This window comes from Haloferax sp. DFSO52 (genome assembly GCF_048158745.1).
Lineage (GTDB): Archaea > Halobacteriota > Halobacteria > Halobacteriales > Haloferacaceae > Haloferax.
On sequence record NZ_JBLOPB010000002.1, the window covers coordinates 835,293 to 857,416 of the forward strand.

At 61.2% G+C, this 22,124-nt stretch carries 26 protein-coding genes and 1 tRNA gene; 10 read left to right on the forward strand and 17 right to left on the reverse strand.

The window, feature by feature from the left end:
* Positions 1-51: 51 nt before the first annotated feature.
* The gene (locus tag ACK3SC_RS13745; protein WP_416840753.1) at positions 52-468 is read left to right on the forward strand and encodes a hypothetical protein; all 417 of its coding nucleotides are present in this window, start codon (positions 52-54) and stop codon (positions 466-468) included.
* 144 nt (positions 469-612) lie between these two features.
* Here ACK3SC_RS13745 and ACK3SC_RS13750 read toward each other — a convergent pair whose 3' ends face one another.
* The 5 genes from ACK3SC_RS13750 to ACK3SC_RS13770 all read right to left on the reverse strand — a co-directional run bounded on the left by ACK3SC_RS13750 (position 613) and on the right by ACK3SC_RS13770 (position 3,150).
* Positions 613-879 (reverse strand): hypothetical protein, encoded by a 267-nt coding sequence (locus ACK3SC_RS13750; protein WP_416840754.1) that lies wholly within the window; start codon positions 877-879, stop codon positions 613-615.
* Positions 880-946: 67 nt separating this feature from the next.
* On the reverse strand, positions 947-1,645 hold the full coding sequence (locus tag ACK3SC_RS13755) for an SDR family NAD(P)-dependent oxidoreductase (RefSeq protein WP_416840755.1): 699 nt from the start codon (positions 1,643-1,645) through the stop codon (positions 947-949).
* Positions 1,646-1,708: 63 nt separating this feature from the next.
* A complete protein-coding gene (locus ACK3SC_RS13760; RefSeq protein WP_416840756.1) occupies positions 1,709-2,128 on the reverse strand; it encodes a desampylase in 420 nt (139 codons plus the stop codon).
* Entirely contained in the window at positions 2,115-2,684 is a 570-nt protein-coding gene (locus ACK3SC_RS13765) for an NUDIX hydrolase (protein WP_416840757.1), read from the reverse strand. Before ACK3SC_RS13765 ends, ACK3SC_RS13760 begins: the two co-directional genes overlap by 14 nt.
* A 52-nt stretch (positions 2,685-2,736) precedes the next feature.
* Positions 2,737-3,150 (reverse strand): Lrp/AsnC family transcriptional regulator, encoded by a 414-nt coding sequence (locus ACK3SC_RS13770; RefSeq protein WP_416840758.1) that lies wholly within the window; start codon positions 3,148-3,150, stop codon positions 2,737-2,739.
* Between the two features lie 97 nt (positions 3,151-3,247).
* Between ACK3SC_RS13770 and carA the strand changes: the two genes are divergently transcribed.
* Entirely contained in the window at positions 3,248-4,330 is a 1,083-nt protein-coding gene (carA, locus tag ACK3SC_RS13775) for a glutamine-hydrolyzing carbamoyl-phosphate synthase small subunit (protein WP_416840759.1), read from the forward strand.
* 154 nt (positions 4,331-4,484) lie between these two features.
* A complete protein-coding gene (locus ACK3SC_RS13780; RefSeq protein ID WP_416840760.1) occupies positions 4,485-5,513 on the forward strand; it encodes a PAS domain-containing protein in 1,029 nt (342 codons plus the stop codon).
* A 5-nt stretch (positions 5,514-5,518) separates the two neighbouring features.
* Here ACK3SC_RS13780 and ACK3SC_RS13785 read toward each other — a convergent pair whose 3' ends face one another.
* The 3 genes from ACK3SC_RS13785 to ACK3SC_RS13795 form a co-directional block, all read right to left on the reverse strand.
* Complete coding sequence (locus ACK3SC_RS13785; protein WP_416840761.1) at positions 5,519-6,427, reverse strand: GNAT family N-acetyltransferase; 909 nt, start codon at positions 6,425-6,427, stop codon at positions 5,519-5,521.
* A 4-nt stretch (positions 6,428-6,431) separates the two neighbouring features.
* A complete protein-coding gene (gatD, locus tag ACK3SC_RS13790) occupies positions 6,432-7,679 on the reverse strand; it encodes a Glu-tRNA(Gln) amidotransferase subunit GatD (protein ID WP_416840762.1) in 1,248 nt (415 codons plus the stop codon).
* Between the two features lie 264 nt (positions 7,680-7,943).
* Positions 7,944-8,321, reverse strand: coding sequence for a hypothetical protein (locus ACK3SC_RS13795; RefSeq protein ID WP_416840763.1), 378 nt, complete (start codon positions 8,319-8,321; stop codon positions 7,944-7,946).
* A 246-nt stretch (positions 8,322-8,567) separates the two neighbouring features.
* On the opposite strand from ACK3SC_RS13795, the gene ACK3SC_RS13800 reads away from it, so the two are divergent.
* Positions 8,568-9,059, forward strand: coding sequence for a hypothetical protein (locus ACK3SC_RS13800; protein ID WP_416840764.1), 492 nt, complete (start codon positions 8,568-8,570; stop codon positions 9,057-9,059).
* 14 nt (positions 9,060-9,073) lie between these two features.
* On the opposite strand, the gene ACK3SC_RS13805 is transcribed toward ACK3SC_RS13800, so the two are convergent.
* The 3 genes from ACK3SC_RS13805 to ACK3SC_RS13815 all read right to left on the reverse strand — a co-directional run bounded on the left by ACK3SC_RS13805 (position 9,074) and on the right by ACK3SC_RS13815 (position 11,137).
* Positions 9,074-9,661: a hypothetical protein gene (locus ACK3SC_RS13805; protein WP_416840765.1), complete on the reverse strand. Its 588-nt coding sequence runs from the start codon at positions 9,659-9,661 to the stop codon at positions 9,074-9,076.
* An 85-nt stretch (positions 9,662-9,746) separates the two neighbouring features.
* Entirely contained in the window at positions 9,747-10,400 is a 654-nt protein-coding gene (locus tag ACK3SC_RS13810) for an ArsR/SmtB family transcription factor (RefSeq protein ID WP_416840766.1), read from the reverse strand.
* A gap of 65 nt (positions 10,401-10,465) precedes the next feature.
* On the reverse strand, positions 10,466-11,137 hold the full coding sequence (locus ACK3SC_RS13815) for a DUF1405 domain-containing protein (protein WP_416840767.1): 672 nt from the start codon (positions 11,135-11,137) through the stop codon (positions 10,466-10,468).
* Positions 11,138-11,276: 139 nt separating this feature from the next.
* Here ACK3SC_RS13815 and gpmI point away from each other — a divergent pair, with 139 nt between their 5' ends.
* Positions 11,277-12,851, forward strand: a complete 1,575-nt coding sequence (gene gpmI / locus ACK3SC_RS13820; protein WP_416840768.1) for a 2,3-bisphosphoglycerate-independent phosphoglycerate mutase — start codon at positions 11,277-11,279, stop codon at positions 12,849-12,851.
* Between the two features lie 24 nt (positions 12,852-12,875).
* On the opposite strand, the gene ACK3SC_RS13825 is transcribed toward gpmI, so the two are convergent.
* Positions 12,876-13,523 carry a TVP38/TMEM64 family protein gene (locus tag ACK3SC_RS13825; protein ID WP_416840769.1) on the reverse strand — a complete coding sequence of 216 codons (648 nt, stop codon included), beginning with the start codon at positions 13,521-13,523 and terminating at the stop codon, positions 12,876-12,878.
* Positions 13,524-13,613: 90 nt separating this feature from the next.
* Between ACK3SC_RS13825 and ACK3SC_RS13830 the strand changes: the two genes are divergently transcribed.
* Positions 13,614-13,985 carry a DUF5830 family protein gene (locus tag ACK3SC_RS13830; protein WP_416840770.1) on the forward strand — a complete coding sequence of 124 codons (372 nt, stop codon included), beginning with the start codon at positions 13,614-13,616 and terminating at the stop codon, positions 13,983-13,985.
* Between the two features lie 85 nt (positions 13,986-14,070).
* On the opposite strand, the gene ACK3SC_RS13835 is transcribed toward ACK3SC_RS13830, so the two are convergent.
* A complete protein-coding gene (locus tag ACK3SC_RS13835; protein WP_416840771.1) occupies positions 14,071-15,117 on the reverse strand; it encodes a hypothetical protein in 1,047 nt (348 codons plus the stop codon).
* A gap of 172 nt (positions 15,118-15,289) precedes the next feature.
* Between ACK3SC_RS13835 and ACK3SC_RS13840 the strand changes: the two genes are divergently transcribed.
* Positions 15,290-15,438 (forward strand) — tRNA-Met (locus ACK3SC_RS13840).
* A 457-nt stretch (positions 15,439-15,895) separates the two neighbouring features.
* Here the strand turns inward: ACK3SC_RS13840 and trpB are convergent.
* From trpB to ACK3SC_RS13860, 4 genes are all read right to left on the reverse strand, one after another.
* A complete protein-coding gene (gene trpB / locus ACK3SC_RS13845) occupies positions 15,896-17,047 on the reverse strand; it encodes a tryptophan synthase subunit beta (protein WP_416840772.1) in 1,152 nt (383 codons plus the stop codon).
* A 251-nt stretch (positions 17,048-17,298) separates the two neighbouring features.
* Complete coding sequence (locus ACK3SC_RS13850) at positions 17,299-18,084, reverse strand: spondin domain-containing protein (RefSeq protein ID WP_416840773.1); 786 nt, start codon at positions 18,082-18,084, stop codon at positions 17,299-17,301.
* Between the two features lie 183 nt (positions 18,085-18,267).
* Positions 18,268-18,558 (reverse strand): hypothetical protein, encoded by a 291-nt coding sequence (locus ACK3SC_RS13855; RefSeq protein WP_416841230.1) that lies wholly within the window; start codon positions 18,556-18,558, stop codon positions 18,268-18,270.
* A 9-nt stretch (positions 18,559-18,567) separates the two neighbouring features.
* Positions 18,568-18,843 (reverse strand): ArsR/SmtB family transcription factor, encoded by a 276-nt coding sequence (locus ACK3SC_RS13860; protein ID WP_416840774.1) that lies wholly within the window; start codon positions 18,841-18,843, stop codon positions 18,568-18,570.
* 295 nt (positions 18,844-19,138) lie between these two features.
* On the opposite strand from ACK3SC_RS13860, the gene ACK3SC_RS13865 reads away from it, so the two are divergent.
* The 3 genes from ACK3SC_RS13865 to ACK3SC_RS13875 all read left to right on the forward strand — a co-directional run bounded on the left by ACK3SC_RS13865 (position 19,139) and on the right by ACK3SC_RS13875 (position 21,985).
* Positions 19,139-20,389, forward strand: coding sequence for an MFS transporter (locus tag ACK3SC_RS13865; protein WP_416840775.1), 1,251 nt, complete (start codon positions 19,139-19,141; stop codon positions 20,387-20,389).
* A gap of 245 nt (positions 20,390-20,634) precedes the next feature.
* On the forward strand, positions 20,635-20,784 hold the full coding sequence (locus ACK3SC_RS13870) for an HVO_2523 family zinc finger protein (RefSeq protein ID WP_416840776.1): 150 nt from the start codon (positions 20,635-20,637) through the stop codon (positions 20,782-20,784).
* Between the two features lie 181 nt (positions 20,785-20,965).
* Positions 20,966-21,985 carry a phytoene/squalene synthase family protein gene (locus ACK3SC_RS13875; protein WP_416840777.1) on the forward strand — a complete coding sequence of 340 codons (1,020 nt, stop codon included), beginning with the start codon at positions 20,966-20,968 and terminating at the stop codon, positions 21,983-21,985.
* Positions 21,986-22,124: the final 139 nt, after the last annotated feature.

Consider the following 22,124-nt stretch of genomic DNA (forward strand, 5'->3'; position numbering starts at 1 on the left):
ACGAATCGCCGGGAACGGTTCATTAGTTTGAACGGCGTATCTCGTAGTGTCATGTTGCGCACGATACTCACCGTGTTCGGTGTCGCCGAAATCCTCCGACCGGAGGTGCTCATCCGGTCGGCAGAACGACTGGCACTCGAAAACCCCGAAGAGTGCGAGTTACGGCCGTGGACAGTACCCATCGCTCGGGCGGAGGGGGTGGTCTTTTTATTCCTCGTTCGGCGGCGTGGGGGCTCGTATTCGACGTTCAAGAAGTTCCTCGGTATCATGGGACTGCTCTCCATCCTGTACCCACGTCAGTACCTCAGATACGCTACCAAACTCGCGTACACCGACGCCGACGCCTGTCAGTGGAGACCGTGGGTGTACCAAGCGACACGCCTCGTCGGGCTATACTACGTGCTCGTTTCGGTACTCGAGCTACGGCGAGGCATTCGCTCAGAAACGCAGGCGTCTGAGTCAAACTGACGGCAGTTAATCCGAGTTCGAACGAAGCGTGCACCCGAATACGTCGGATTCGAAGACGTGTATCGGGCAGTCGACTCTCTCCGCGAGATACTGGATGGAACGGAGTACGAACAGTTCGACCGGCGAAGTGGCGGCGCGACGTAGTCAGACGCCCGGGAGGGTAAGGGAAAACAGGAACAGCCCTACCGCACCGAGAACGGTAAAGAAGACGTTGACGACGCCGCGTGAGAGCGAGTCCTGCAGTATGACCGACGCAAACACCCCGAGACACACTGCCGACCCTATCATCGCAGCGAGGGATGTCACACCCTCGAAGCCAATCGCTCCTTCGACGAATAGCAGATACAGCACCCCTGTGACGAACCCTAACGGTGGAAACAACAGGATGGTTGCGTATCTGGAGACGACCATAGGAACGTGTCGGCCGAGTGCAAAATAAAGTTTGCTCCGTTGACACGAACACGGCGAAGGTGCCGATTTACCAGTCGATAACCTGTTTGTCCCGCCAGAACTTCCCGGCGGGGCTCCCCGGCTTGAACTGGGCAAGCCACGTCGGCGTCTCAGCACCTTTTTCGACCGATCGTGACGCGTTCTCGCCGCCCATGTCGGTGCGGACCCATCCGGGGCAGACCGAGTTGGCGATGAGGCCGTCGCTTCCGTACTGGCCGTCAAGGTAGACGGTGAGCCCATTCAGACCGGTCTTCGAGATTCGGTACGCCGGAGAACCGCCGGACTGTCCCTCTTCGAGTGCACCCATACCCGACGAAACGTTGACGACGCGGCCACCGTCGTTCTGGAGGAGCAGCGGGACGGCGTGTTTGCACACGAGCATCGGCCCGCGGAGGTTGACGGCGAGTGTCTTGTCGATTCGGTCGGTCGGTTCTGCGACGATGTCGTCACCGAACCCACCGATTCCCGCGTTGTTGACGAGAATGTCGAGGCGAGCCTGGTCGGCGAAGATGCCGTCGACGACTTCCTCGATGTCTCCTTCCTGCGTCACGTCGAGGAGGACGCGTTCGGTTCCGTCGGGCGTCTCGTTCGTGACGCTTCGGGACCCGGCGTAGACCGTCGCACCGAGGTCACGGAGGTTTTCGGCAATCTGCCTGCCGATTCCTCGGTTCGCGCCAGTGACGAGCGCGACCTGTCCATCCAAGTCGTCGTACACGTCGGGGTTCATACGCTCCGGTGGGGACTGGGGAGGGTTATTCTCACCGGAAACTCCCGACTGTGCGGGTGTGGCTCACTCGACGATGATACCGCGTTCGCGGAAGTCGTCGCCGGTCCACTCGTGGGCAGTGAGTCGGCCGTCAGGGGTGCAGATGAGGTAGACGTATCCCGGCCACGTTGCGCGTTCTCGGTCTGTGTCACTCGGGACGGGTGCCGATTCGGGGTGCGAGTGGTAGAACCCAATCACGTCGTCTCCCGCAGATTCGACCGCCTCGAATATGGCCACCGTCTCCGAGGGGTCGAGTTCGTAGGTGACTCGCGGGTCCGTTGCGATGTTCGAAACGGGGCGGACAGAAGAGATGCGCCTTGCTTGTCCGTCGCCGACGAGGACGCCACAGATTTCTTCAGGAGGGTCTCTGGCGGCACCCTCGCGGGCGTGCGAGAGGAGCTCGTCGCGAGCGTGTGCCGAAATCGAGAGCTTACTCGAAGTCACGGCGCATCGCAATCTCGAACCACGGACACAGACGCAGTTGCCGGTACCACTCTGGGTGGTCGTGGATGTGCTCGTAGTCGACCCAGAGCATCCCTGCAATCTCGTCTTCGTCGGGGTCGAGCGTGGTGTCTTCGAGGGTGACCTTCAGGACCGCACAGACTTCCCACTCCAGTCCAGCGTTCTCGTAGTAGCGCTTGTACTCGAACTTGTCCGTGACCCGCAGGTCGGAGTACTGGTCGGGCGTGATACCGAGTTCGTCTTCGAGACGCTCTTCGGTCGCGTCTTCTTGCGACTGTCCTTCGACGGGGTGGGAGGCGACGGTGCCGTCCCAGTGGGTGTCCCACAGGCGCTTGTTCGGCGCGCGCTGTGCGAGGAGCAGTTGGCCTTCCTCGTTGAATACGAGACACGTGAACGCGCGGTGGCGGATTCCGTCGCCCGTGTGGGCCTCGAGACGGTTTACCGTCCCCTCGGCGTTGTCGTCGGAGTCGACCGCGATGACATCCTGTGCTGCATTCTTGTGGAGTTCCGTGGCCTCGTCGGCCGCTGCATTGCTCATGTCCCTGTCGTCGGAGGGAGGGGTAAATTATGCTTCGATGCTGAACTGCGACTCAGCCGAGACGCTCGTCGAGAATCAGGCGCGTCTTCGTACTCTTCACGTCGTCGTGTTCACGTGCGCGAGTGATGAGGTCGTTGACCGCTCGTGTGTCGGCCGCGTCGACGACGAGGACGATGTCTTCCTCACCGGAGACCTGCCAGACGAAGTCGACGTCTTTCCACTCGGACATGAGTTCCGAGACGTCGTTCGTGTCTACGTCCACTGCGACGGTCACCTCTATCATCGCCTTGAGGTTCCCCGTCCGGGTTGCGACGGTGAACCGTTCGATAACGCCTTCGTCGACCATCCGTTCGACGCGGTTGCGAACCGTCCCTTCGGACGTTCCGACTTCTGCCGCAATCTCCGTGTTCGGGGTTCGTGCGTCCCGTCGGAGGATGTCGAGGATGCGTCGGTCCAACTCGTCCATACTCCATCTCTCCACCCCAGTGACTTACCGATTACGAATTTCGTAACTCGGCTTCGAAAGTAACACTTATGCACCCGTGTTCCGTTCGTTTCTCGTAATGTCGGACGCCTATCTGGCCCTGGAAGATGGCCGCGTGGTCGAAGCGCGTGGTCGCGTTCCGGGACGTACACGTGGCGAACTGGTGTTCACGACCGCATACACGGGATACGAAGAGAGTCTGACCGACCCTTCGTACGAAGAACAAGTACTCACCTTCTCGTACCCCCTCATCGGGAACTACGGCGTCCGAGCCGAGCGATTCGAGTCCGACCGAGTCCACCCACGTGCCGCCGTTGCGCGCGAGTTCACCGACGACGTCGTCGAGTGGTTAGCAGACGAGGGCGTTCCGGCCGTCGACCATCTCGACACCCGTGACCTCGTGACGTCGATTCGCGAAGAAGGCGCGATGAAGGTTGGAATCGTCGTCGGCGACGATGCGACCCCAGAAGCCGCCAAAGAAGAACTCGCGAAGTGCAAAGGCATGAGCGAGCACGTCGACATCGGCACGCAGGTCACGACGCCCGAACCAACCACCTACGAAGGTGACGGAGACGAGACGGTGACCCTCATCGACTGTGGCGCGAAGCAGTCTATCATCGACTCACTCGTCGAACGCGGTGCGACGGTCCACGTCCTTCCGTACGGTTCGACGGCGGACGACGTCTCAGCGCTCGACTCCGACGTGCTGTTCATCTCGAACGGCCCTGGCGACCCAGAGAACTTCGGTGCCGCGCGCGAACTCGTCGAGGAGTTCGCCGGCGAGGTGCCAATCGCAGGAATCTGCCTCGGCCAGCAAATCGTCGCGAGCGCACTCGGTGGCACCACCGGGAAGATGGCCTTCGGCCACCGCGGCGTGAACCAACCGGTACGTGACCTCGAAAGCGGCAAGGTCATCATGACGACGCAGAACCACGGCTACACCGTCGAAGACCCCGGTGAGCACCTCGACGTGACACAGCTCAACGTCAACGACGACACCGCAGAAGGGCTCGCCAGCGAGAAACTGAGCATCATCACGCGGCAGTACCACCCAGAAGCACATCCCGGCCCCCACGACTCGCTTGGCTTCTTCGACGACGTTCTCTCCATGGCAAGCCCAGAGGGAAATGGCCGTAAGCGTCGAGTCGTTGCCTCGGACTGACCGAGTCTAACACCACGCGCTCTATTTCTACCAGATACGAACCATAATCTCTCGCCGAGCGGTGCAATTCAGCGTGGTGAGTCGTTTTCACGGTGAAACTGCGGACCCCTCATTAAGAGTACTGTCAAGCATACGCACAACCTATAAGAGATGTATGGGGGATGAATCGCTGATTGAGCGTGGCTTTGACGAACTGCCAGCAGAAGTCGCCATCCTCGATTCGCATGGTGACATCGTCTACACGAATCGGTCGTGGCGGATGTTCGCAGAGGCAAACGACTACGCTGGAGACCATGACTCGATTGGTGTCAACTACCTCTTGGTCTGTGAGGCCGCCCGCGACGAGAGTGAGACTGCTGGTATCGTTGCCGACGGGATTCGGGCACTCCTCGATGGCAAACAGGACCTGCTGACCGTCGAATACCCCTGTCATTCACCGACGGTCTATCGGTGGTTCTTGATGCACGCAGTCCCCTTCGATACGCCCCGCCACGGGAAATTCGTCATCGTCACGCATCTCGACATCACCGAGCGACGACTCGCCGAGTTACAGGTCAACGAGAAGAACCAGCATCTGCTGCTGTTGGCGCGGGTTCTCTCGGACGAACTCAAAGAACCACTGTCGGTTGCGCTCGAGACGGCAGGGCGACTCGTCGCGAAAGACGGCCCGGATGCGTCGAAACTCTCGAGAATCCTCTCGCGTATCGATGCCATCATCGACCAGAGCATCACACTCGCAGACCAGTCGAATACGCTCGAACTCACGTCTGTCGATTTCCGAGAATATGCGAACACAGAGTGGAACGAAGTCGGTCACGAAACAGAGACGACGTTCGAGGTGATACGCAGTGGGATGCTTTCAGCAGACGACCACCTCTTTGGACTGTTGCTCGCGTCGTTGTTCACCCATATCATCGACCGAAGTTCTCTCCCGGGGTATCCATCTGAAGTCCTCACCGGGGTGACCCGCGATGGATTCTACGTCGTCGACGACGGACCATCTCCATCTGACGAAGAGCGGAGTGCGACTGTCGGGGAAAACCAGATTCTTGGCGTCGATTACGATTCGGTCGAACTCTCTGTCGTCAGACGGGTCGTCGACCTCCATGGCTGGAAACTCTCCGTCTCAGAGTCCGAGCTCGGGGGCGCACGGTTCGAGATAAGCGGCGTCAAGTGGTTGTAAGCGACTTACGAGAGATCCGCTTCCATGACGAACGTCGGTTGTTCTGCCACGTCACATCGAGCGACAGAGACGTCTGAGACCCACTCGACTCCTTCCGGGATGAGGACGCGCGTTCGGTCCGCGCCGACCGACGCGGCGTCACGTCGAATCGCATCTACCAGCGCACGACAGGCGTCGGTGTCGTCCCACGCGGCGACGGCGTACTCGGCCCACGTCACTTCACCGTCGTCTTCGAGTTCGCGGGAGTAGGTTCGGTTTCGGTAGGTGAAGCCAGTTACTCGGTCGTCGGCCACGACGAACAACCGGTCGTCTGCGGCCGCATCGTGGAGTTTCGAGCGAGTCAACTCCGAGACGGCCCACGACTCGGTCGGGTCTAACGCGAGTCCAGAGAGTGCGGTCCGCATCTCACTGCCTGTCCAGAGTGCCCACGCCGCGTCTGCGTCGGCGGTCACCTCCAGCGCTGGGTCGGCGTCGGCGTCGGGTTCGGGGGTCGCCCATCGAAACTCCATGCCGGGGTCGAATCCGACGTGTCGCGAGTTGGCCAGACTCGGCACGTTCCACGAGAAGATCATGTTCCGGACTCGCCGCGCACCCTGTTCGCGCGCCCAGTCGAAGAGCGCGTGTGTGAGCTGAGTCGCGATACCCTGCTCGCGGTAGTCTGGGGCGACCCGCATCCCCTGTGCCCACGCTTCGTACTCCGAGAGCATGACCATCTGCGCGATGGCCGCGACGTCGTCCGAGGGCGTCTCGGCTCCCATGTCGACGAGCAGCGTTGCCTGTTCGGCTTCACCGGGTTCTATCCACTGATGATAGATGTCGTGGATGTAGTCCGACCCGCCGCGGTCGGACCACGTATCCCGAGTGAACTCGGCGACTGCGTCGTAGTCTTCGGGCCGCGCAGGTCGAACCTCCATCGGGTTACTCCCAGGGGACCGAGCGCTCGGTCAGTTCGCCTTCGAGATTCCGACCCATCGCACCTGCAGGGTCAGAGTGGTTGGCGAGTGTCCACATGAGTTTCACCTTCGCGGTGCCGGGGAGGGTGTCTCCGGCCTCGACGACGCCCGCATCGAGCAGGTCACGACCGGTGTCGTAGACGCGGTCACAGACGCGTCCTTCGAGACACTGCGACGTCATCACGACCACGGTCCCGTCGTCGACGAGTTCTTCGATACGAGGAATGAGGTCGGTGTGGACGTGGCCGAGACCCGTTCCTTCGATGACGAGGCCTGCCTTGCCGTCGAGGTAGTCGAGTGCCGCAGGGTCCATCCCGGGTGTGAACTTCACGAGTTCGACGCCGGATTCGAGATCGGCGTTGAGAGCGAGTTCCTGCTCGCCGCGTTTGGTGTAGTCGCGGCGGAAGGTGACTTCTTCGGCCTCGTAATCGACTTCGCCGAGCGGTTTCGCGCCAATCGTCTGGAAGGCGTCGCGCCGCGAAGTGTGGTTCTTGCGGACGCGCGTGCCTTCGTGGAGGGCGCAGGTGTCGTCGGACTCCGACGCATGCATGCAAATCATGACCTCTGCAGCGTCGGCTTTGGCGGCCTCGACGGCGCAGACGGCGTTCATCACGTTGTCGGACGACGGCCGGTCCGCAGAGCGCTGACTGCCCGTGAAGACGATCGGGACGGGCGTGTCGAGCATGAACGACATCGCCGACGCGGAGAACTGCATCGTGTCGGTTCCGTGCATGACGACGACGCCGTCGGACCCTGCTTCGATTTCCTCTGCGATGGCTTCCGCGAGGTCTACCCACACGTCGGTCGTCATGTTCTCCGAGAGGATGTTGGCGACGACGCGACCGCGGTAGTTCGCGCGCCCCGCGAGGTCAGGGACGGCCCGAAGCACGTCTTCGGCGTCGAACTGCGCCGTCACCGCACCGGTTCGGTAGTCGACTGTCGAGGCGATGGTCCCACCGGTGGAGATGAGCGAGATGGTCGGCAGGTCGCCGTCGAATTCGATTTCGGACGTCCCGTCGCTGTCGGTCTGTACCTCTTCGATGTCGTAGACGTCGGTTTCGAGCACTTCGACGTCCGCATCTGCGCGGTCGATGCCGACGTTGTAGCCACCCTCCAGTTTGAGGACGAGATACTCGTCGGTCGAAGAGGGCATCAAGACACCTTCGTTCGTAACATCCGCGCGTGTGACACGGACGCGGTCCCCTGCGTTCATATCGCGGGATAACGCGGGGGCAGACTTCAAACCCACCTTTTTATCGGAGGGGTGGCCAAGCCACCCCTCCGACAAAAACCTGGAGGGAAAAAGGCCGAGAGACTCGCTTCGCTCGTCTCTCGGTACAAGTCAGAGGGGGATTCTACAGCATGGCGTAGTGAATTCCTCAGAGGCTGACAGTTTTGACGTGACACAGACAGAGGATGAGTTCAGCACAAGGGCAGTTGATAGAATTGGAGCACTCCATCGCTCATCTAGGGACCATCAACGTGGTTCGCTGAGACCGTACCACTTGTCGAGCCCATACCCCACTAACACGAACCCGTCAATCCCGAAGAGGCCGAACAACACCACCTGGAAAATCCCCGGGGCGGGGTGGTCGCCGTGGATGACTTCGTACTGAAAGAGCTGCCCGTCCTTTCGCACGTAGGTATGGGTGAGGATGCTCCGAACCGCTTCGGGGTCTTTTGACTCCCACACCGGGGCTACTGCTGTTGCATTCGATTGAGCGACATCGAACGAGGCCTGCGCCGCTGGTGGGAGTTTGCTGTACTCGATGACCCTCGTGGAATCAGCAGCGTTTTCAACCGGCTCCACAGCCGTTATCGCATAGCTCGCTCCGACGTTCGCCGTTGCCATCATGTAAAAGCCGTATCAGGAGATGCCGAGGAAGACGACCCCGAGGATGATGACGCCAGTACCCACCCCCTTAGATATCATGTCAAATAGATTAGTCGCTCAATTTATGGGTTTTCTGGCAGGGTACCTTGCTGAATATGCGCCCTCTATTCAGCACGGCCTGTGAAAACTATCACTAAGTGGGAATTTTTCAACAACGTCTCCGAACATGGCACAAGAGCCATCAGCCTCCACATCCACATCTCACACATGCAACGGTCGGACCAAAAGGAGTCTGAGCGGTCCGTCGACGACATCCTCTCCGGGCTGAACCTCGACGACGACGAACCGACGACGCAGAAGCAGTCGAAACGTCGTGGTGGTCGTCTCAGTGGCCTGTTCTCGCTCCGTGCGTTCCTCCTCGCACTCGTGCTCTCCATCGGCGGCCTGCTCGTCGGTGGTGCAATCCCCATCGTCGGCTTCATCGGTCGGTTCGTCGGCATCGCCGCCGCCGGGTTCCTCTTCGGACTCGTCGGGTCGAAGCGGCGGTACGTCGAAATCGGCCTCGCAGGCGCGCTCGCCGCCGGCCTCGCGTTCGTCCTCTCGACGCTGTTTTCGGTGTTCGCACCCTTTGCGGTGCAGCTGCTCGCGGACTACGGGCTGGCCATCGCCGGCGTCGGCGCAGTCAGCGGCGCACTCGCCGGACTCGTCGGCCACTACTTCGGCCGGGATTTGAAAGACGGGTTGACGAGAGACCTGTAGTCGGCGCCCTGTCGTTATCGGTCGGTTTTCATCGCCGAGAGTTCCCACTCTGGAATGTCGCCGACGACTGTCGCGACTCGATAATAGTCTCCTTCGTATCGCACGTAGTCGTACTGTCCGAAGTGGCTCGACGGGTCTCCGACCGACTCCTGCTGCTCTCCGAACCGTGATGCTTCGAAGATATCCTGCGCAGTCGGTGTGAGTTCTTCGAAGGCGATGACGGCGGCGTCATCCTCGATAGCCGTCTCGTTTACGAACTCGGTGTGCACGGAATACTCTGCGATGTAGTCGCCCGTCTGGTCTCGCTCGATGGCGTAGACTGTTCCCTCGTATTCGACGTAGTCGGCGGTCCAGATGTCGGTCGGAAAGTCAGACTTGGGGCCGACCAATGAGTCCGTTTCGAGCAGCGCCTCGAACACGTTCTTCCCCTCGTCGCTCAGGTCGCGGTACTGGACGACAGTCTCCGAGTGACTCGTCGTCTCCGAACGGCCCGTCGTCTCCCCTGTCGTCTCCGAACGACCCGCTGTCGGCGGGCCGGAGCCTGTACATCCAGCGAGGGCAGCCGTCGAAGCGAGTCCGACGAGATACGTCCGGCGGTTCACACGAGCTGTATGGGTACTGTCACGTGAAGTCTTTCGGGAAGCACAAAGAGTCGTTTGACCGACCTCTCGAACGGGAAGGTGCGACTCAGTTAATCTCCCAGCCGTTGCCGTTGTAGATGACGAGGCCACCGTCTGCGAGGCGATGCAGTGCGGCATCCACCATGCTGGGGTCCGCGTTCAGGTCTTTTGCGACGGCACTGACCGTATCCGCGCCGTTCGAGAGCGACGCCAGAATCTCTGCGTAGAATCGGCTGTCAGCATCGACACCCATGCGGTCGTTGATTTTATCGAGAACGTCAGTCAGTCGCCCCTGGACCCATCGCTGGGCGAGCGAGAGTTCGTTGTCGAGTTCCTGTAGCTTCCCGAGTTCGCGCGCGAGGTCGACGATGTCGTTCGTCTCGGCGTTCTCCACGTCGAGCGTGACGTGGGGACAGCGTCCGGCCATGTCGAGGCTGGGGCTGGGTGGATAGGCGCTCTTCGCGCCGAAGCCGTACGGAGAGACGTTCACCTCGAGACGGAGGTTACGCGAGATGTGGAAGTACTTTCGCCGCTGGTCGTCGGTGCGCGACTCGATGAGTCCCGCATCCTCTAGCTTTCGCAGGTGGTCGATGACGGCCTTTGGGCTGACGCCGAGGTACTCGCTAATCTCGGTGACATAGCACGGTTTCTGCGAGAGCAGTCGCAGTATACGGCGGCGGTTTTCGTTCCCGAGTAGGTCAAGCAGTACCGCGGAGTCCATTAGGTATCCATAGTCTGCGGGTAGCCAAAAGCCTGACTCATGGGCAATGTTACGCTGTCAATCGATTATCGATTCGTCGCTGTCGGGAGGCGGTCGAACGCCCGCGCGGCGAGATACACCGAGAGGAACGACAGGCCGACCGTGATGGCCGCGAGCAGAACGCCGGCATCGTACTTCAGCGGCGGGTAGTAGCCGAATCCGTAGTCGAACACGTCGTTGACGAGGGCAAGTGCGAGGGCGAAGGCGAGTGCCCCGCGCGTCGTCGCACCGTAGCGCGGGACGAGATAGGCTGCGACGAGGAACCCGAGGTGCGTGAGCATGATGCCCCAGTAGTCCCAGAGTGCCGCGCCGGAAAAGCCGACGTAGAGGTCGGGTCGGAGGTTCAACGCGACGGCCGTCCAGATGCCGTACTTGACCAACCAGACGAACGCGAGCGTGTGGAGGTACGCGAGTGGCCGGTTGACGGGGGCGTCCGCGACACGTCGCCCGAGGTTGGGGAGAAGTGTCGCCGCCGAGAGCGTCATCAACGCGAGCGCGGTCGGCGAGTCACCGAACAGTGGGTAGAGAAACGTCGGAATATCGGCGAACGAGGGGTCCGAGTGGACGTAAAAACTCACGCCGACGAGGAACGCCGAGGCGAGGAGGACGAGAAAGACGACGAGACTCGGGCCGTTACCGAGGTAGTACTCGGCCCACTCGTCGACGGCGGCGTCGAAGTCGAAGTCGCGCAGACGCATCGACGGTGTGGACGGCACGCCGGGGGAAAAACGCGTCGGGGTCGTCTGCGTGAGTCGTCTCCGACGAGGTCGTCGCGACCGGGTGGGAATCGCTGCCGAGAGCAAAGGACAATTACCCCGTGGTTCCGAACCTCCGGGTATGAATGCAGCCCTCATCATCCTCGATGGATGGGGTCTCGGTGACCACGACCGCCGCGATGCGATCAAAGCAGCGGACACACCGAACTTCGACCGCTACCGCGACACCGGGGCGTACGGTACACTCATCGTCGATGGCCGACGCGTCGGCCTCCCGGACGGACAGATGGGTAACAGCGAAGTCGGCCACCTGAACATCGGTGCTGGTCGCGTCGTCAAGCAGGCCTACACCCGCATCGGCGATAGCATCGAAGACGGGTCGTTCTACGAGAACGAGGCGATTACGGCCGCCTACGACCACGTCGAAGAGACGGGCGGCCGCGTCCACCTGATGGGTCTCGTCTCCGACGGCGGGGTCCACTCCGACCAAGAACATCTGTACGCACTCATCGAACTCGCTGCAGACCGCGGCGTCGAGGCCGTTACCCACGCGTTCATGGACGGACGCGACACCTCCCCCACCGGGGGCGAAGAGTACCTCACGGACCTCGAAGCAGTCGTCGACGAACAGGGAACAGGGCAGGTTGCGACCGTCTCTGGTCGCTACTACGCGATGGACCGCGACGAGAACTGGGAGCGAACCAAGCGCGCCTACGACGCAATCGTCGAGCGCGAGGCAGAGTGGACTGCCGAGACCGCTGTCGATGCCGTCACGAGGTCGTACGACCGTGGCGACACAGACGAGTTCGTCGAACCGACGCTCGTCGACGACGCGCCCGCGCTCGAAGACGGGGATTCGGTCATCTTCTTCAACTTCAGGTCAGACCGGGCACGCCAACTCGTTCGGATGCTCTGCGACATCGGCCCCGAGTGGGAGTTCGAGACGACGCCACCGGAGATGCTCATGACGACGATGACGCAGTACGACAAGACGTTCGACATCCCGGTGGCGTTCCCACCAGAGCAACCCGAAGACACGCTCGGCGACGTTCTGGCAGACGCTGAGCTGACACAGTTGCGCCTCGCCGAGTCCGAAAAGTACCCGCACGTCACGTACTTCCTCAACGGCGGCCGAGAAATCGAGTTCGAAGGAGAGATTCGCCGCATCGTCCCGAGTCCGGACGTGCCAACGTACGACCTGCAACCCGAGATGTCGGCCGAGGAACTCACCGACACGGCCATCGAACTCATCGAGTCAGACGACCCGAACGTGATGGTGCTCAACTACGCCAACCCCGACATGGTCGGCCACACGGGCGACTACGACGCAGCGATTGCGGCAGTCGAAGCAGTCGACGAGCAACTCGGCCGCCTCGTCGAGAGCGTTCGCGCCCACGGCGGGCACGTCTGTCTCACCGCCGACCACGGCAACGCAGACGACATGGGAACGGAAGAAAACCCACACACTGCGCACACCTTCAACCCCGTTCCGTTCGTCTACCTCGCCGCAGAGTCTGACGAACGTACGGAGGATGGTGACGAGACGCCTGCCGACACCGACGAATCAGACCGCCCGCTCTCTGGTGGCCGGACCATCCGCGAAGAGGGGTCACTCTGCGACATCGCGCCGACGCTCCTCGAACTGGTTCAGGTGGAGCAACCGACTGCGATGACGGGCGAGTCGTTGTTGCGGTAGGTCGCAGTCGGCGCGTCTTCCTTCTCAGTTGGCGTCAGTTCGTAGCTCCGAACGCGACCGATACCGCCGGTACACGGGCGGCACGAGGAGTGCAACTCCAGCGAACGCAATGAGGAGGACGAACTCGGGTCGGACGAGTGCGTGCAGCGAATCTGTCGTCAGCGTCTCGACGGACGCGCCGGCGACGACACCGGCGATAGCCCACGGCAGTTCGCCGATGGCGGTTCCCAGCGCGAAGGCACCGAGTCGAACGTTCGCGACGCCTGCCGCAACCGAGACGACGTCGGACGGAACCGGAAGGAGCCGGCTTGCAGTTACGCCTCTGACCGATCCAGTGATGGCGACGGTCTGTTCGCCAATCTCGGCCAGGCGCGTCGTCTCGCGGTAGTGGCGTGCGAAGAGAAACGGCGGAATGCTCGTGAGAACGATGAGCGCCAGCGCGAAGGGTATCCCGACTGGGCCGAGGCCGTATCCAACGACCAGCGCAAGAAGCGTGGTCGGCCACGCGAGAAGCGGGCGGACGAGTGCGAGGAGACTCACCGCGACGACTAATCTGACGGGGTCGGCGGCGACCCACGTCGCGTGGGCGACGACTGTCGCTGGCGAGGTGACGAATGCAGCGACGATGACGACGGCGAGTGCGAGGCCGGCGACGAGACGCGGGCGAGTCACGGATGCTCGGCAAAGCGTCGTCCCCGGGCGACCAAACCCTTTGTGCTTCGGAGGGCTTTAGCCCGATGCGAATCGACTAGGAGCTGATTCGTGACGGAACAGACACGCGAGGAACGCGTCGAACTCGGGCTCGAACTCCTCGCACACCTCGAAGCGGACGAACTCTCGCTCGCAGACGTCGTCGACCGAATCGAGACGGTGACGACGGACCCGACGCTCACACGTGAGATTCTCGACACGGCGGAACTCCGTGGCATCATCGAACGCGAGGGCGGTCGAATCCACCACCAGCGCGGCGGCACGTTCGTCCGATTCGAGAGCCAGGTCGTCCAGCGCGAGGGCGACTTCGACTGTCGACGGTGCGGTGCGTCCATCTCGACAGGGCACTTCGTCCGCTTCGATGCGGGGGAACTCGGCCCCTTCGGGTCGTCGTGTATCCGGAAAGTTCTCGGCCGCGAGTAAGAGACAGCGATGAGTCGAAGAGGCCGACGCGTGTTCGGAAATAGAGAGTCTGACGCGATTTCAGAAATAGAGAGTCTGACGTAGCTTACCGACCGCGACGCAGTTCTTCGATGAGTTGTTCGATGAGCTCTTGCTGGTAGTAGAGATGCTCGCTCTGCGCCTCGACTGCTTCACGAAGTGCTTCGACTTCGGCCGCGAGTTCGGCGGTGTCGTCTGCTGGTTTAGACGCCGGTTCGAATCCCGACGATTCGAATCCGAGGTCTGACGCGTCGGCGACTTTCTCCGCACGCTGTTCGACAGTGGTCGTCTCTGTCGGGGAACTCCCGACGGACGTCGCTTCGACGGTCTGTCCCTCGGTCGGTTCGGCGTCGTCTGCACTTCGTGTTGCGTTCGTCGGTTCGTCGGACAGTTCGCCGGGGTTCGCACTCAGTGGGTCTGGACCGGCACCGAAATCGGTGTTGTCCCGTTCTTCACCCTCCTCGTCGTCTTTCTGTTCGGCCATCATGACGCGGAACTCCTCGAGGCTCCCCACGTCGAAGTGGGCACAGAGTGCTTTCGAGAGTTTCTCGCGGACGATACGAGCCTCCTCGTTCGGGATTTTGAACCGCTCTTGTCGCCCGCCGACCGTGAGCACCACTGTCGTCGCGACGCTCCCGGATTCGAATTCGAGGTTCGTCACGTCGTTGTAGTTGTACGACTCGTAATCTTCGTCCCACACTGCGCTTCCGATGTGCCGGACCACGCGACGCTCGGCGACGACGAACGTGAGTTCGCTGAATCGGAACGACTGCACCACGCTCTCGCCATCTTCGATGACACCGGCCGCAGCGAGCACGCCTTCGACGATTGGTTGGAGGGCCTCGTCGAGACGTTTCACCGAGAGACCGATGGTCTTCGACCCGTCGAGTCCGTAATCGAGGAGTATCTTTCCTTTGCGTCGTCCCTCACTCACTGAAAGCCGCTCCGCAGCGTGCGAAAATTCGTCGACAGATTCGTCCGAGAGCAGCCCTTCCGCGCGATAGACGAGCGTCCTCGTTGGCGTCACAAACAGTTCGTCCTCGCCCCCGAGGTGGACGCGGGAGACCACGTCTTCCTCACCCAGGACGGACTGGACGATCTCCGGTTGGCTCATGCGTGTGTGCACCCAGTGCCGGGGCATAAATCCGTGGGTCAGTCAACACTCGCTGACGTTTTCAGTTGCTGTCATGTCCCCTCCGTCAGCCGGTCCGAGTGGCGTGGTGACTCGCCACGGGGCCGTTCGAGATGAGAAGGTTAAATACAATCAGCATGCAACCCGAAGATGAGCCCGGGTGGCTTAGCTGGACATAGCGCCGCACTCATAGGGTTTCACAATCGGTGCGGAACGCCTTGGAAGCCTCCGCCCCTCGCGAAGTCATGCCGGCTTCGCACCTGGGACATGCGGAGATCGTGGGTTCGGAGCCCACCCCGGGCACTACTCGATTTTGTGAGATATCACGCGACCAGAGATTCGTTTCGTCGTCGTCACAGAGGTGACGGGCCCGGCGCGTTGGGAGCCGTCTTCAACATTTTAATTCCGACCAGAGAGAATCTCTGAACTCCGGTATCTCGACTCAACGTGGCTGTTTTCTGCCAATACCTTTTACTACTCTGATAACCATGTGGTATATGCTGTTGTTGGAGGTCCTCTCGTCTGACTCGACAGTCTGTCGGCCAGACTCCCCCCACAAACACACTCCACCAGAGCAGTTACCATACTCCGACAGCAGAACGCGGAAGACACACCGTGCGATGTTCTCAGTCCCCGGCATCGTACAGTTCTCTTTAACGGGATTGGTCCGGGTGGGTCACCGGTTTTCGACTCGGTCCGTTCGACAATACACACGAGCCATAGTGAGCGCACTCACCGCGACGAACGGGTCTCTCGTCGGTTAGAGGTCGAACTTTTTAGACGCAGTCTCCATGTCTTTGTCACCACGACCGGAGAGGTTGACGAGGATGGTGTCGTGGTCGCCGTCTTCGGCCAGTTGAATGGCTCGCGCCACGGCGTGACTGGATTCAAGCGCCGGGATGATGCCCTCGGTTTCGCTCAGTTCGCGGAACGCAGCGAGTGCTTCGTCGTCGGTGACGCCGGTGTACTCTGCGCGGCCGAGCGCTCGGAACATGGCGTGTTCGGGGCCGACGCCGGGGTAGTCGAGGCCGGCAGAGACCGAGTGGACTTCGACATCCTCGTCGATGACGCGCGTTCGCATCCCGTGGATAACGTCGTCTTTCCCCTTCGCCAGCGGGGCGGCGTGTCGCTTGCTCGACGACCCTTCGCCACCGCCTTCAGCACCGTAGAATGCGACATCATCGTCACGGAACGCGTGGAACAGGCCGATTGCGTTCGACCCACCGCCGACACACGCGACGGCAGCGTCTGGGAGTTCTCCGGTCCGTTCGAGGAACTGTTCGCGTGCCTCTTCGCCGATGACGCTCTGGAAGTCACGAACCATCCGCGGGAAGGGGTCGGGGCCGACGACGCTCCCGACCAGGTAGTGGGTGTCGTCGATGTTCTGTGCGAAGTCCTCTAAGGCCGCATCCACAGCGTCGGCGAGTCCGGAGTTGCCGCGAGTCACTTCGTTCACCTCTGCGCCCATGAGGCGCATCCGGAAGACGTTCATACGCTGCCGGTCGGCGTCTTTCTTCCCCATGTAAATCTCTGTGTCGAGGCCGAAGAGCGCGCCAACCATCGCCGTCGCCGTCCCGTGTTGGCCAGCGCCGGTCTCGGCGATGAGGCGTTTTTTCCCGGCTTTCTCTGCCAGCAACGCCTGCCCGAGTGCGTTGTTGATTTTGTGCGCGCCGCCGTGGAGCAGGTCCTCGCGCTTCAGATAGATGTCTGCGCCGTATCGGTCGCTGAGGTTCCGGGCGTGGTACAGCGGTGTGGGCCGCCCCGCGAACTCTGCGAGGAGGCCGCGAAATTCGGCCTGGAACGATTCGGTGTTCGAAATTTCGTCGTATGCGCCTGCGAGCTGGTCGAGTGAGTCGTCGAGCACGTCGGGGACGTACCGGCCACCGTAGCCCTCGAAATCTCCGTCTGACATGGATGTCCGTGATGATTCATCCCATCTACAAAAAGCGTTCTTCGATGGCCAACGTTGCACATTACTGTTGGTCAACGAAGTCAGGTCTGGGCGAAGGTTCAAAAGGTAACGCGGGGCCACACCTGCGTAGCAACAGAGAGAACGAGGAGGACAACTGAATCGTGGCAGAATGAACGAGGGGCGACGAATGTGAGGGGCGATGCGTCACAGCACAGGCTGTCGCAGGCTTTGGGGCGAGTCGTGTTTCAGGGTCAGGCCATCCGCTCGACGTGGACCAGCGCGACTGGGTCGTCCCATCCGTAGACAGCAGGGTCGAGGTCACCGTCACCGACGATACCGCCGTGCGGCGTGATGACGCCGTCTTCGGCGAGGTCAGGATTGCTCATCCCCGTGCCTTCTTTGTCGGAGTCGATGCCGTAGAGGGCCTGTGCAGGCGGCACCATGTCGGCGTAATCTTCGGTGTTCTCCTCAGTTCCGGCGTCGAAACTGGCCGCGAAGTACGACCGTGATTCGTTCACCTGGTCCGGGAGGGGGACTGTGTCGAGGCCGGTGAACCCGTCGTTCGTCCCGATGAGCATGCTCACGAAAGAGAGGAACGCCCCGCTTGCGTCGGTCTGGAGTTCGAGTGTAGTCCAGGAGGGGAACATATCGCTCGCAGGGAGGTCGCCTGGAACGAGTGGGGTCTCGGCGATGGCAGCGCCGCGAACCTCGGTCAGACTCTCGGCTAGCTCACCGAGTGGGGCGAGGTTCCCGTTCTCGGCGAGTTCTTTGATGGCCTCGCTCGCGGGGTCACCGACCGAGAACAGTTCCACACTGGGTTGGTGGGCAACCACGACAGGCGGGGTGAACGGCTGGCCGGAGGTGAGGTTCGCCACGGTCACGCGGTAGGTGCGGGCAGACTGAGTTCCGTTACCGTTGCCGTCTGCTTGTGCCGGGACAGTCACTCCACCGAGGCACCCGGCGAGTGCTGTAAGCGCACCAGCACCGGTTAGTCCAAGGACGGTTCGTCGTGTCGTCGAAAATTGGTTGTCGGTCATCGTCTCTCACGTGTGGGTAGTTCCACAGAGACCCAGACGTGAGATGACTTGATGTTGATTTTTCCAAATTAGTACCAAATTTTGCAACGAGGGCGTGACTGTCTGCTGATTAAGCGCATCGTGACGTTTGGTTGTCTGTTGCTTCAGCGCATCGTGGCGTAGGTCAGCGCATCGTGACGTAGGTCAGCGCATCGTGACGTAGGTCAAGAACGTGAGCGCGAGGAGTTGGAGGCCGCGGAGGACCAACACTGCCTGTTGGACGTGCGGGTCGCCGGAGTAGAGACTCTGCATGGTGAACAGGAAGTACAGTGCGAACGCGTTTTCGACGAGCATCACGACGGCGAACGCCAGCAAGCCGAGGACGAGGGACGTGCGGAACGTCCGGTAATTGCGTATCCACACGGCGGTCAACGCCGTGAGGAAGACGATATTCACGCCCGAGAGGACGCTGGCTGCCATGATTTGGGTGCCCATTGACATGATTCAATCGAGGTGTTTTGCGATCTCTTCGAACGTGTCGCGTGAGTGTTCGAACTGGTCGGTCAGGAAGTACAGTTGTCCGTACTTGTCCCCACCGGCCTCGACGACGTTGTGCGATTCGAGGACGTCGAGGTGGTGTCTGATGGTCTTGTATCCGACGTCGAGTTCGTCGGCGAGGCGGTTTGCATTCAGTGGTTGCTCCGACAGCACACGGATGATTCTGACGCGGTTTTCACCGCCCCGTGTCGCCGTGAGTAGATACCAAAGCGCCTTATCCATCGACTGCTCTGCGTACTCATTCGTCGGACGTCGTTATATTCACACTGGTCTGATACGACACGTCGACAGTAATTCTCGGAGTGGAGCCTACATGAGGGTTGTTCCACTTCAGTACCAAATCTGGGGTCAGTTCGTCTCCCCGGGAGCAGAACACCACGAGCCACACGCTGGACGGTCGCAAAGATGCGTTTAATCTCAGAGACGGCGTCTAGGTGTGCATGGCTGAACGACAGCACGCGTTCGTCACATACGGTGGGTGTGGTGGGTCCAACATCGCGGGCAGGACGGTGTGAGGATGAAGATTCCGTCTTTCCGACGGTCCAAGACGGGTGCTGTTCCCTGGCAGAATCCGACTGTACAGGTCGTTCTCGCGAGTACGCTCCTCGCACCGTTGGGCGTGCCGCTGGTCGCACCGGCCCTTCCTGTGATTCGCGACGTGTTCGTTCTCACCGACGCCGAAGCGAGTCTGCTCGTCAGCGCGTACTTCATCGTCGGCATCGTCGTCTCTCCGTTCGTCGGCCTCCTCGCCGACCGAATCGGAAGAAAGCGAGTACTCATCCCCGCCTTACTGGTCTTTAGCGTCGCTGGGTTGGCCTGTTACTTCGCACCGAACTACCTCGTATTACTCGGGTTACGAGCGATTCAGGGAACCGCCGCCGCGGCGCTTTTCGTCACGACAGTCACCGTCATCGGCGACGTGTTCGAAGGCGTCCAACGAAACGCCGTCCTCGGAGCCAACATCGCAATTCTCTCGTTGGGTGCGGCGGTGTTTCCCGTCCTCGGCGGGGCGCTCGCGACGGTCGCGTGGAACGCGCCCTTCATCGCCTACGCGTTCGGGTTCCCGGTGGCACTGTTCGCCTACGTGGCACTCGACGAGACCGTCAAGAAACCCAGTGAAGAGAGCGACGATGCCTCGACTAGTTCCGGGCAAACCGCAGGGTACCTCAGCGGAGCGATATCCGCACTCACACTCGGGATGGGCGCGCTCCTCACGACGGCGTTTATCACGGAGTTCTTCCTGTTCGGGGCCCTCGTGACCGCGCTCCCGTTCTTGTTGACAGCGGTCTACGGCGTCGGCCCGCTCTACATCGGGCTGGTTCTGATGGTCGCAGAAGCAGGCGCGATCGGTGCTGCCAGTGCGAACGGGCGATTGGCAAAGACGCTGTCTAATGGGCGGATTATCACGCTCGGATTCGTCTGTTACGCGCTCGCACTGGCGGGCGTGTACGTCGCTCCGTCACCGGTACTCGTGATGGTCTCGGTGTTGCTGTTCGGTGCGGGCCTCGGCCTCAGTATGCCCGCGGTCGATGCAGCGGTCAGCAACCGGGTTACCCAGGAGTACCGCGCCGGCCTGCTGGGACTGCGCAATAGCACGACGTTCCTCGGCCGGGCAACCGGTCCCGTGGTGTTCGCCGCTGCAGCCACTGCCGTTGGCTACCGTCCACTGATGGGCGTCGCGGCCGTCGCATTGGCTGGCGTTGCGCTGGTCGCTGCCATGACGACGCGAGGCACCACCCAGCTTCAAGAAACACAGACTGGCGTCTGAGGCGCACCGTCCTGGGTAGTGCGCTTCGACTTGAGAACCAGCTGCGTGGACATCTTCGCACAACACCAGCTGCGTGGACATCTTCGCACAACACCAGCTGCGTGGACATCTTCGCACAACACCAGCTGCGAGGGTATCTTCACAATAGGAGTGCAGCGTGTGATTCGGAACACCGACCGCGAACCGGCAGGAGGTGCCGACTTTGGCAGAAAACAATATGTTAGTCCAGTCCTTGCAAATCTCGTATGGACGACCCCAGTGGAGAAGCGTGTACAATCGAATCCCCGAGGGGTCGCCCGTGTCCCTTCTGTGGGGCGTCGATGAACCACCGTCACTGCAAATACATCTGCCCTGAACATGGTGTCGTCTACGACTGTAGCGACACGTTCTGGTAGCGATACCTGACATGAGCCCATCAGCACGTTGTCACTGCAACGTCATCGGATTTCGTGGTGATTTGCACCATCGAGGGAAATGTTATGTCGACAGCGGCCTACTAAACGAGTGAGACCACTTGCGGCCCTCCGGCCCTTTTCTCACTCACGAGAGGTAAGACGGTCACGCGAATACGAAACGATGGTAAACGAATCACAGGTCGAAGCCGGAAAGGAGATACAACAGCGAACTGGCAAGACGTTCTACTTCGCGACGCGACTGCTGCCAGAACGCGTGCGGCACGCCACCTACGTGCTCTACGCGTTCTTCCGCGTTGCCGACGAAGTCGTCGATGCCGAAGAGACTGCCCCACCAGCCCAACAGCGGGAACGACTCGAACGACTCCGTGCCGAAGCGCTCGGGGACATCGAGACGGACGACCCGGTGCTGTCAGCGTTCGCCGAACTCCGAGAGCGGTACGATATCGACCCCGACGACGTGAACGTCTTCATCGACGCGATGGCCGCCGACATCGAGAAAGACCACTACGAGACCTACGAGGAGTTAGAGACGTACATGGACGGGTCGGCGTCGGCTGTCGGTCGGATGATGACCGACGTGATGCGCCCTGACGACCCGGAGACGGCGCTTCCGCACGCGACGGCGCTCGGGCAGGCGTTCCAGATGTCGAACTTCCTCCGTGACGTTGGCGAAGACGTGGTCGAACGTGACCGGGTGTATCTCCCAGAGACCTCGCTCGACCGCCACAACGTCGACCGACAGCAGATTCTCGACCTGAAGTTCGACCAGCGCGTCGCCGCCGTGATGCAGGACGAACTCCGCCGGACGGAGGCGCTGTACCGTGACGGTGTCGCCGGCATCGAGCATCTTCCTGCAGACTGCCAGTTTCCCGTGTTGCTGGCTGCGGTCCTCTACGCCGACCACCATCGCTCGATTCGAAAACTCGGCTACGACACGCTCTCGACCACGCCCGAGTTGAGTTTCGCGCGAAAGGTCACCCTGCTCGTGAAGTCGTCGGCGTACTGGGCAATCTGGCGCGACCCAGTGGCGGTGTTCAAAGCCGTCAGCGTCGTTCCATACCCCGAAGACGAGGGATTCGACGCCGACTTCGGCCCCGGTTCGACACCCGCCCGGAACTCGCCAAGCCAGAGTCGCGTCTCCGGGTGGCTTCGCTCGCTGAATCGCTGGGATTCCGAGTAAGTTCGCGTTCGTCTTCTCTCGTCGGGTCTGTTGAAATCCGTAGAATTTGATTGATGTCGCGTACTGCGTAGAGAGGATGCAGACAGCACAGCGATGACCTCTGTACAGCGGTGGTGTCAACGGGACCAACGGCTCCCAT

What these genes read in the sequence shown, in the direction of transcription:
- ACK3SC_RS13745 (WP_416840753.1), top strand. Translation starts at nt 52, where the DNA reads ATGTTGCGCACGATACTCACCGTGTTCGGTGTCGCCGAAATCCTCCGA.
- ACK3SC_RS13750 (WP_416840754.1), bottom strand. Translation starts at nt 879, where the DNA reads ATGGTCGTCTCCAGATACGCAACCATCCTGTTGTTTCCACCGTTAGGG.
- ACK3SC_RS13755 (WP_416840755.1), bottom strand. Translation starts at nt 1,645, where the DNA reads ATGAACCCCGACGTGTACGACGACTTGGATGGACAGGTCGCGCTCGTC.
- ACK3SC_RS13765 (WP_416840757.1), bottom strand. Translation starts at nt 2,684, where the DNA reads ATGAGCAATGCAGCGGCCGACGAGGCCACGGAACTCCACAAGAATGCA.
- ACK3SC_RS13770 (WP_416840758.1), bottom strand. Translation starts at nt 3,150, where the DNA reads ATGGACGAGTTGGACCGACGCATCCTCGACATCCTCCGACGGGACGCA.
- carA (WP_416840759.1), top strand. Translation starts at nt 3,248, where the DNA reads ATGTCGGACGCCTATCTGGCCCTGGAAGATGGCCGCGTGGTCGAAGCG.
- ACK3SC_RS13780 (WP_416840760.1), top strand. Translation starts at nt 4,485, where the DNA reads ATGGGGGATGAATCGCTGATTGAGCGTGGCTTTGACGAACTGCCAGCA.
- ACK3SC_RS13785 (WP_416840761.1), bottom strand. Translation starts at nt 6,427, where the DNA reads ATGGAGGTTCGACCTGCGCGGCCCGAAGACTACGACGCAGTCGCCGAG.
- gatD (WP_416840762.1), bottom strand. Translation starts at nt 7,679, where the DNA reads ATGAACGCAGGGGACCGCGTCCGTGTCACACGCGCGGATGTTACGAAC.
- ACK3SC_RS13795 (WP_416840763.1), bottom strand. Translation starts at nt 8,321, where the DNA reads ATGATGGCAACGGCGAACGTCGGAGCGAGCTATGCGATAACGGCTGTG.
- ACK3SC_RS13800 (WP_416840764.1), top strand. Translation starts at nt 8,568, where the DNA reads ATGCAACGGTCGGACCAAAAGGAGTCTGAGCGGTCCGTCGACGACATC.
- ACK3SC_RS13810 (WP_416840766.1), bottom strand. Translation starts at nt 10,400, where the DNA reads ATGGACTCCGCGGTACTGCTTGACCTACTCGGGAACGAAAACCGCCGC.
- ACK3SC_RS13815 (WP_416840767.1), bottom strand. Translation starts at nt 11,137, where the DNA reads ATGCGTCTGCGCGACTTCGACTTCGACGCCGCCGTCGACGAGTGGGCC.
- gpmI (WP_416840768.1), top strand. Translation starts at nt 11,277, where the DNA reads ATGAATGCAGCCCTCATCATCCTCGATGGATGGGGTCTCGGTGACCAC.
- ACK3SC_RS13835 (WP_416840771.1), bottom strand. Translation starts at nt 15,117, where the DNA reads ATGAGCCAACCGGAGATCGTCCAGTCCGTCCTGGGTGAGGAAGACGTG.
- trpB (WP_416840772.1), bottom strand. Translation starts at nt 17,047, where the DNA reads ATGTCAGACGGAGATTTCGAGGGCTACGGTGGCCGGTACGTCCCCGAC.
- ACK3SC_RS13850 (WP_416840773.1), bottom strand. Translation starts at nt 18,084, where the DNA reads ATGACCGACAACCAATTTTCGACGACACGACGAACCGTCCTTGGACTA.
- ACK3SC_RS13855 (WP_416841230.1), bottom strand. Translation starts at nt 18,558, where the DNA reads ATGGGCACCCAAATCATGGCAGCCAGCGTCCTCTCGGGCGTGAATATC.
- ACK3SC_RS13860 (WP_416840774.1), bottom strand. Translation starts at nt 18,843, where the DNA reads ATGGATAAGGCGCTTTGGTATCTACTCACGGCGACACGGGGCGGTGAA.
- ACK3SC_RS13865 (WP_416840775.1), top strand. Translation starts at nt 19,139, where the DNA reads ATGAAGATTCCGTCTTTCCGACGGTCCAAGACGGGTGCTGTTCCCTGG.
- ACK3SC_RS13870 (WP_416840776.1), top strand. Translation starts at nt 20,635, where the DNA reads ATGGACGACCCCAGTGGAGAAGCGTGTACAATCGAATCCCCGAGGGGT.
- ACK3SC_RS13875 (WP_416840777.1), top strand. Translation starts at nt 20,966, where the DNA reads ATGGTAAACGAATCACAGGTCGAAGCCGGAAAGGAGATACAACAGCGA.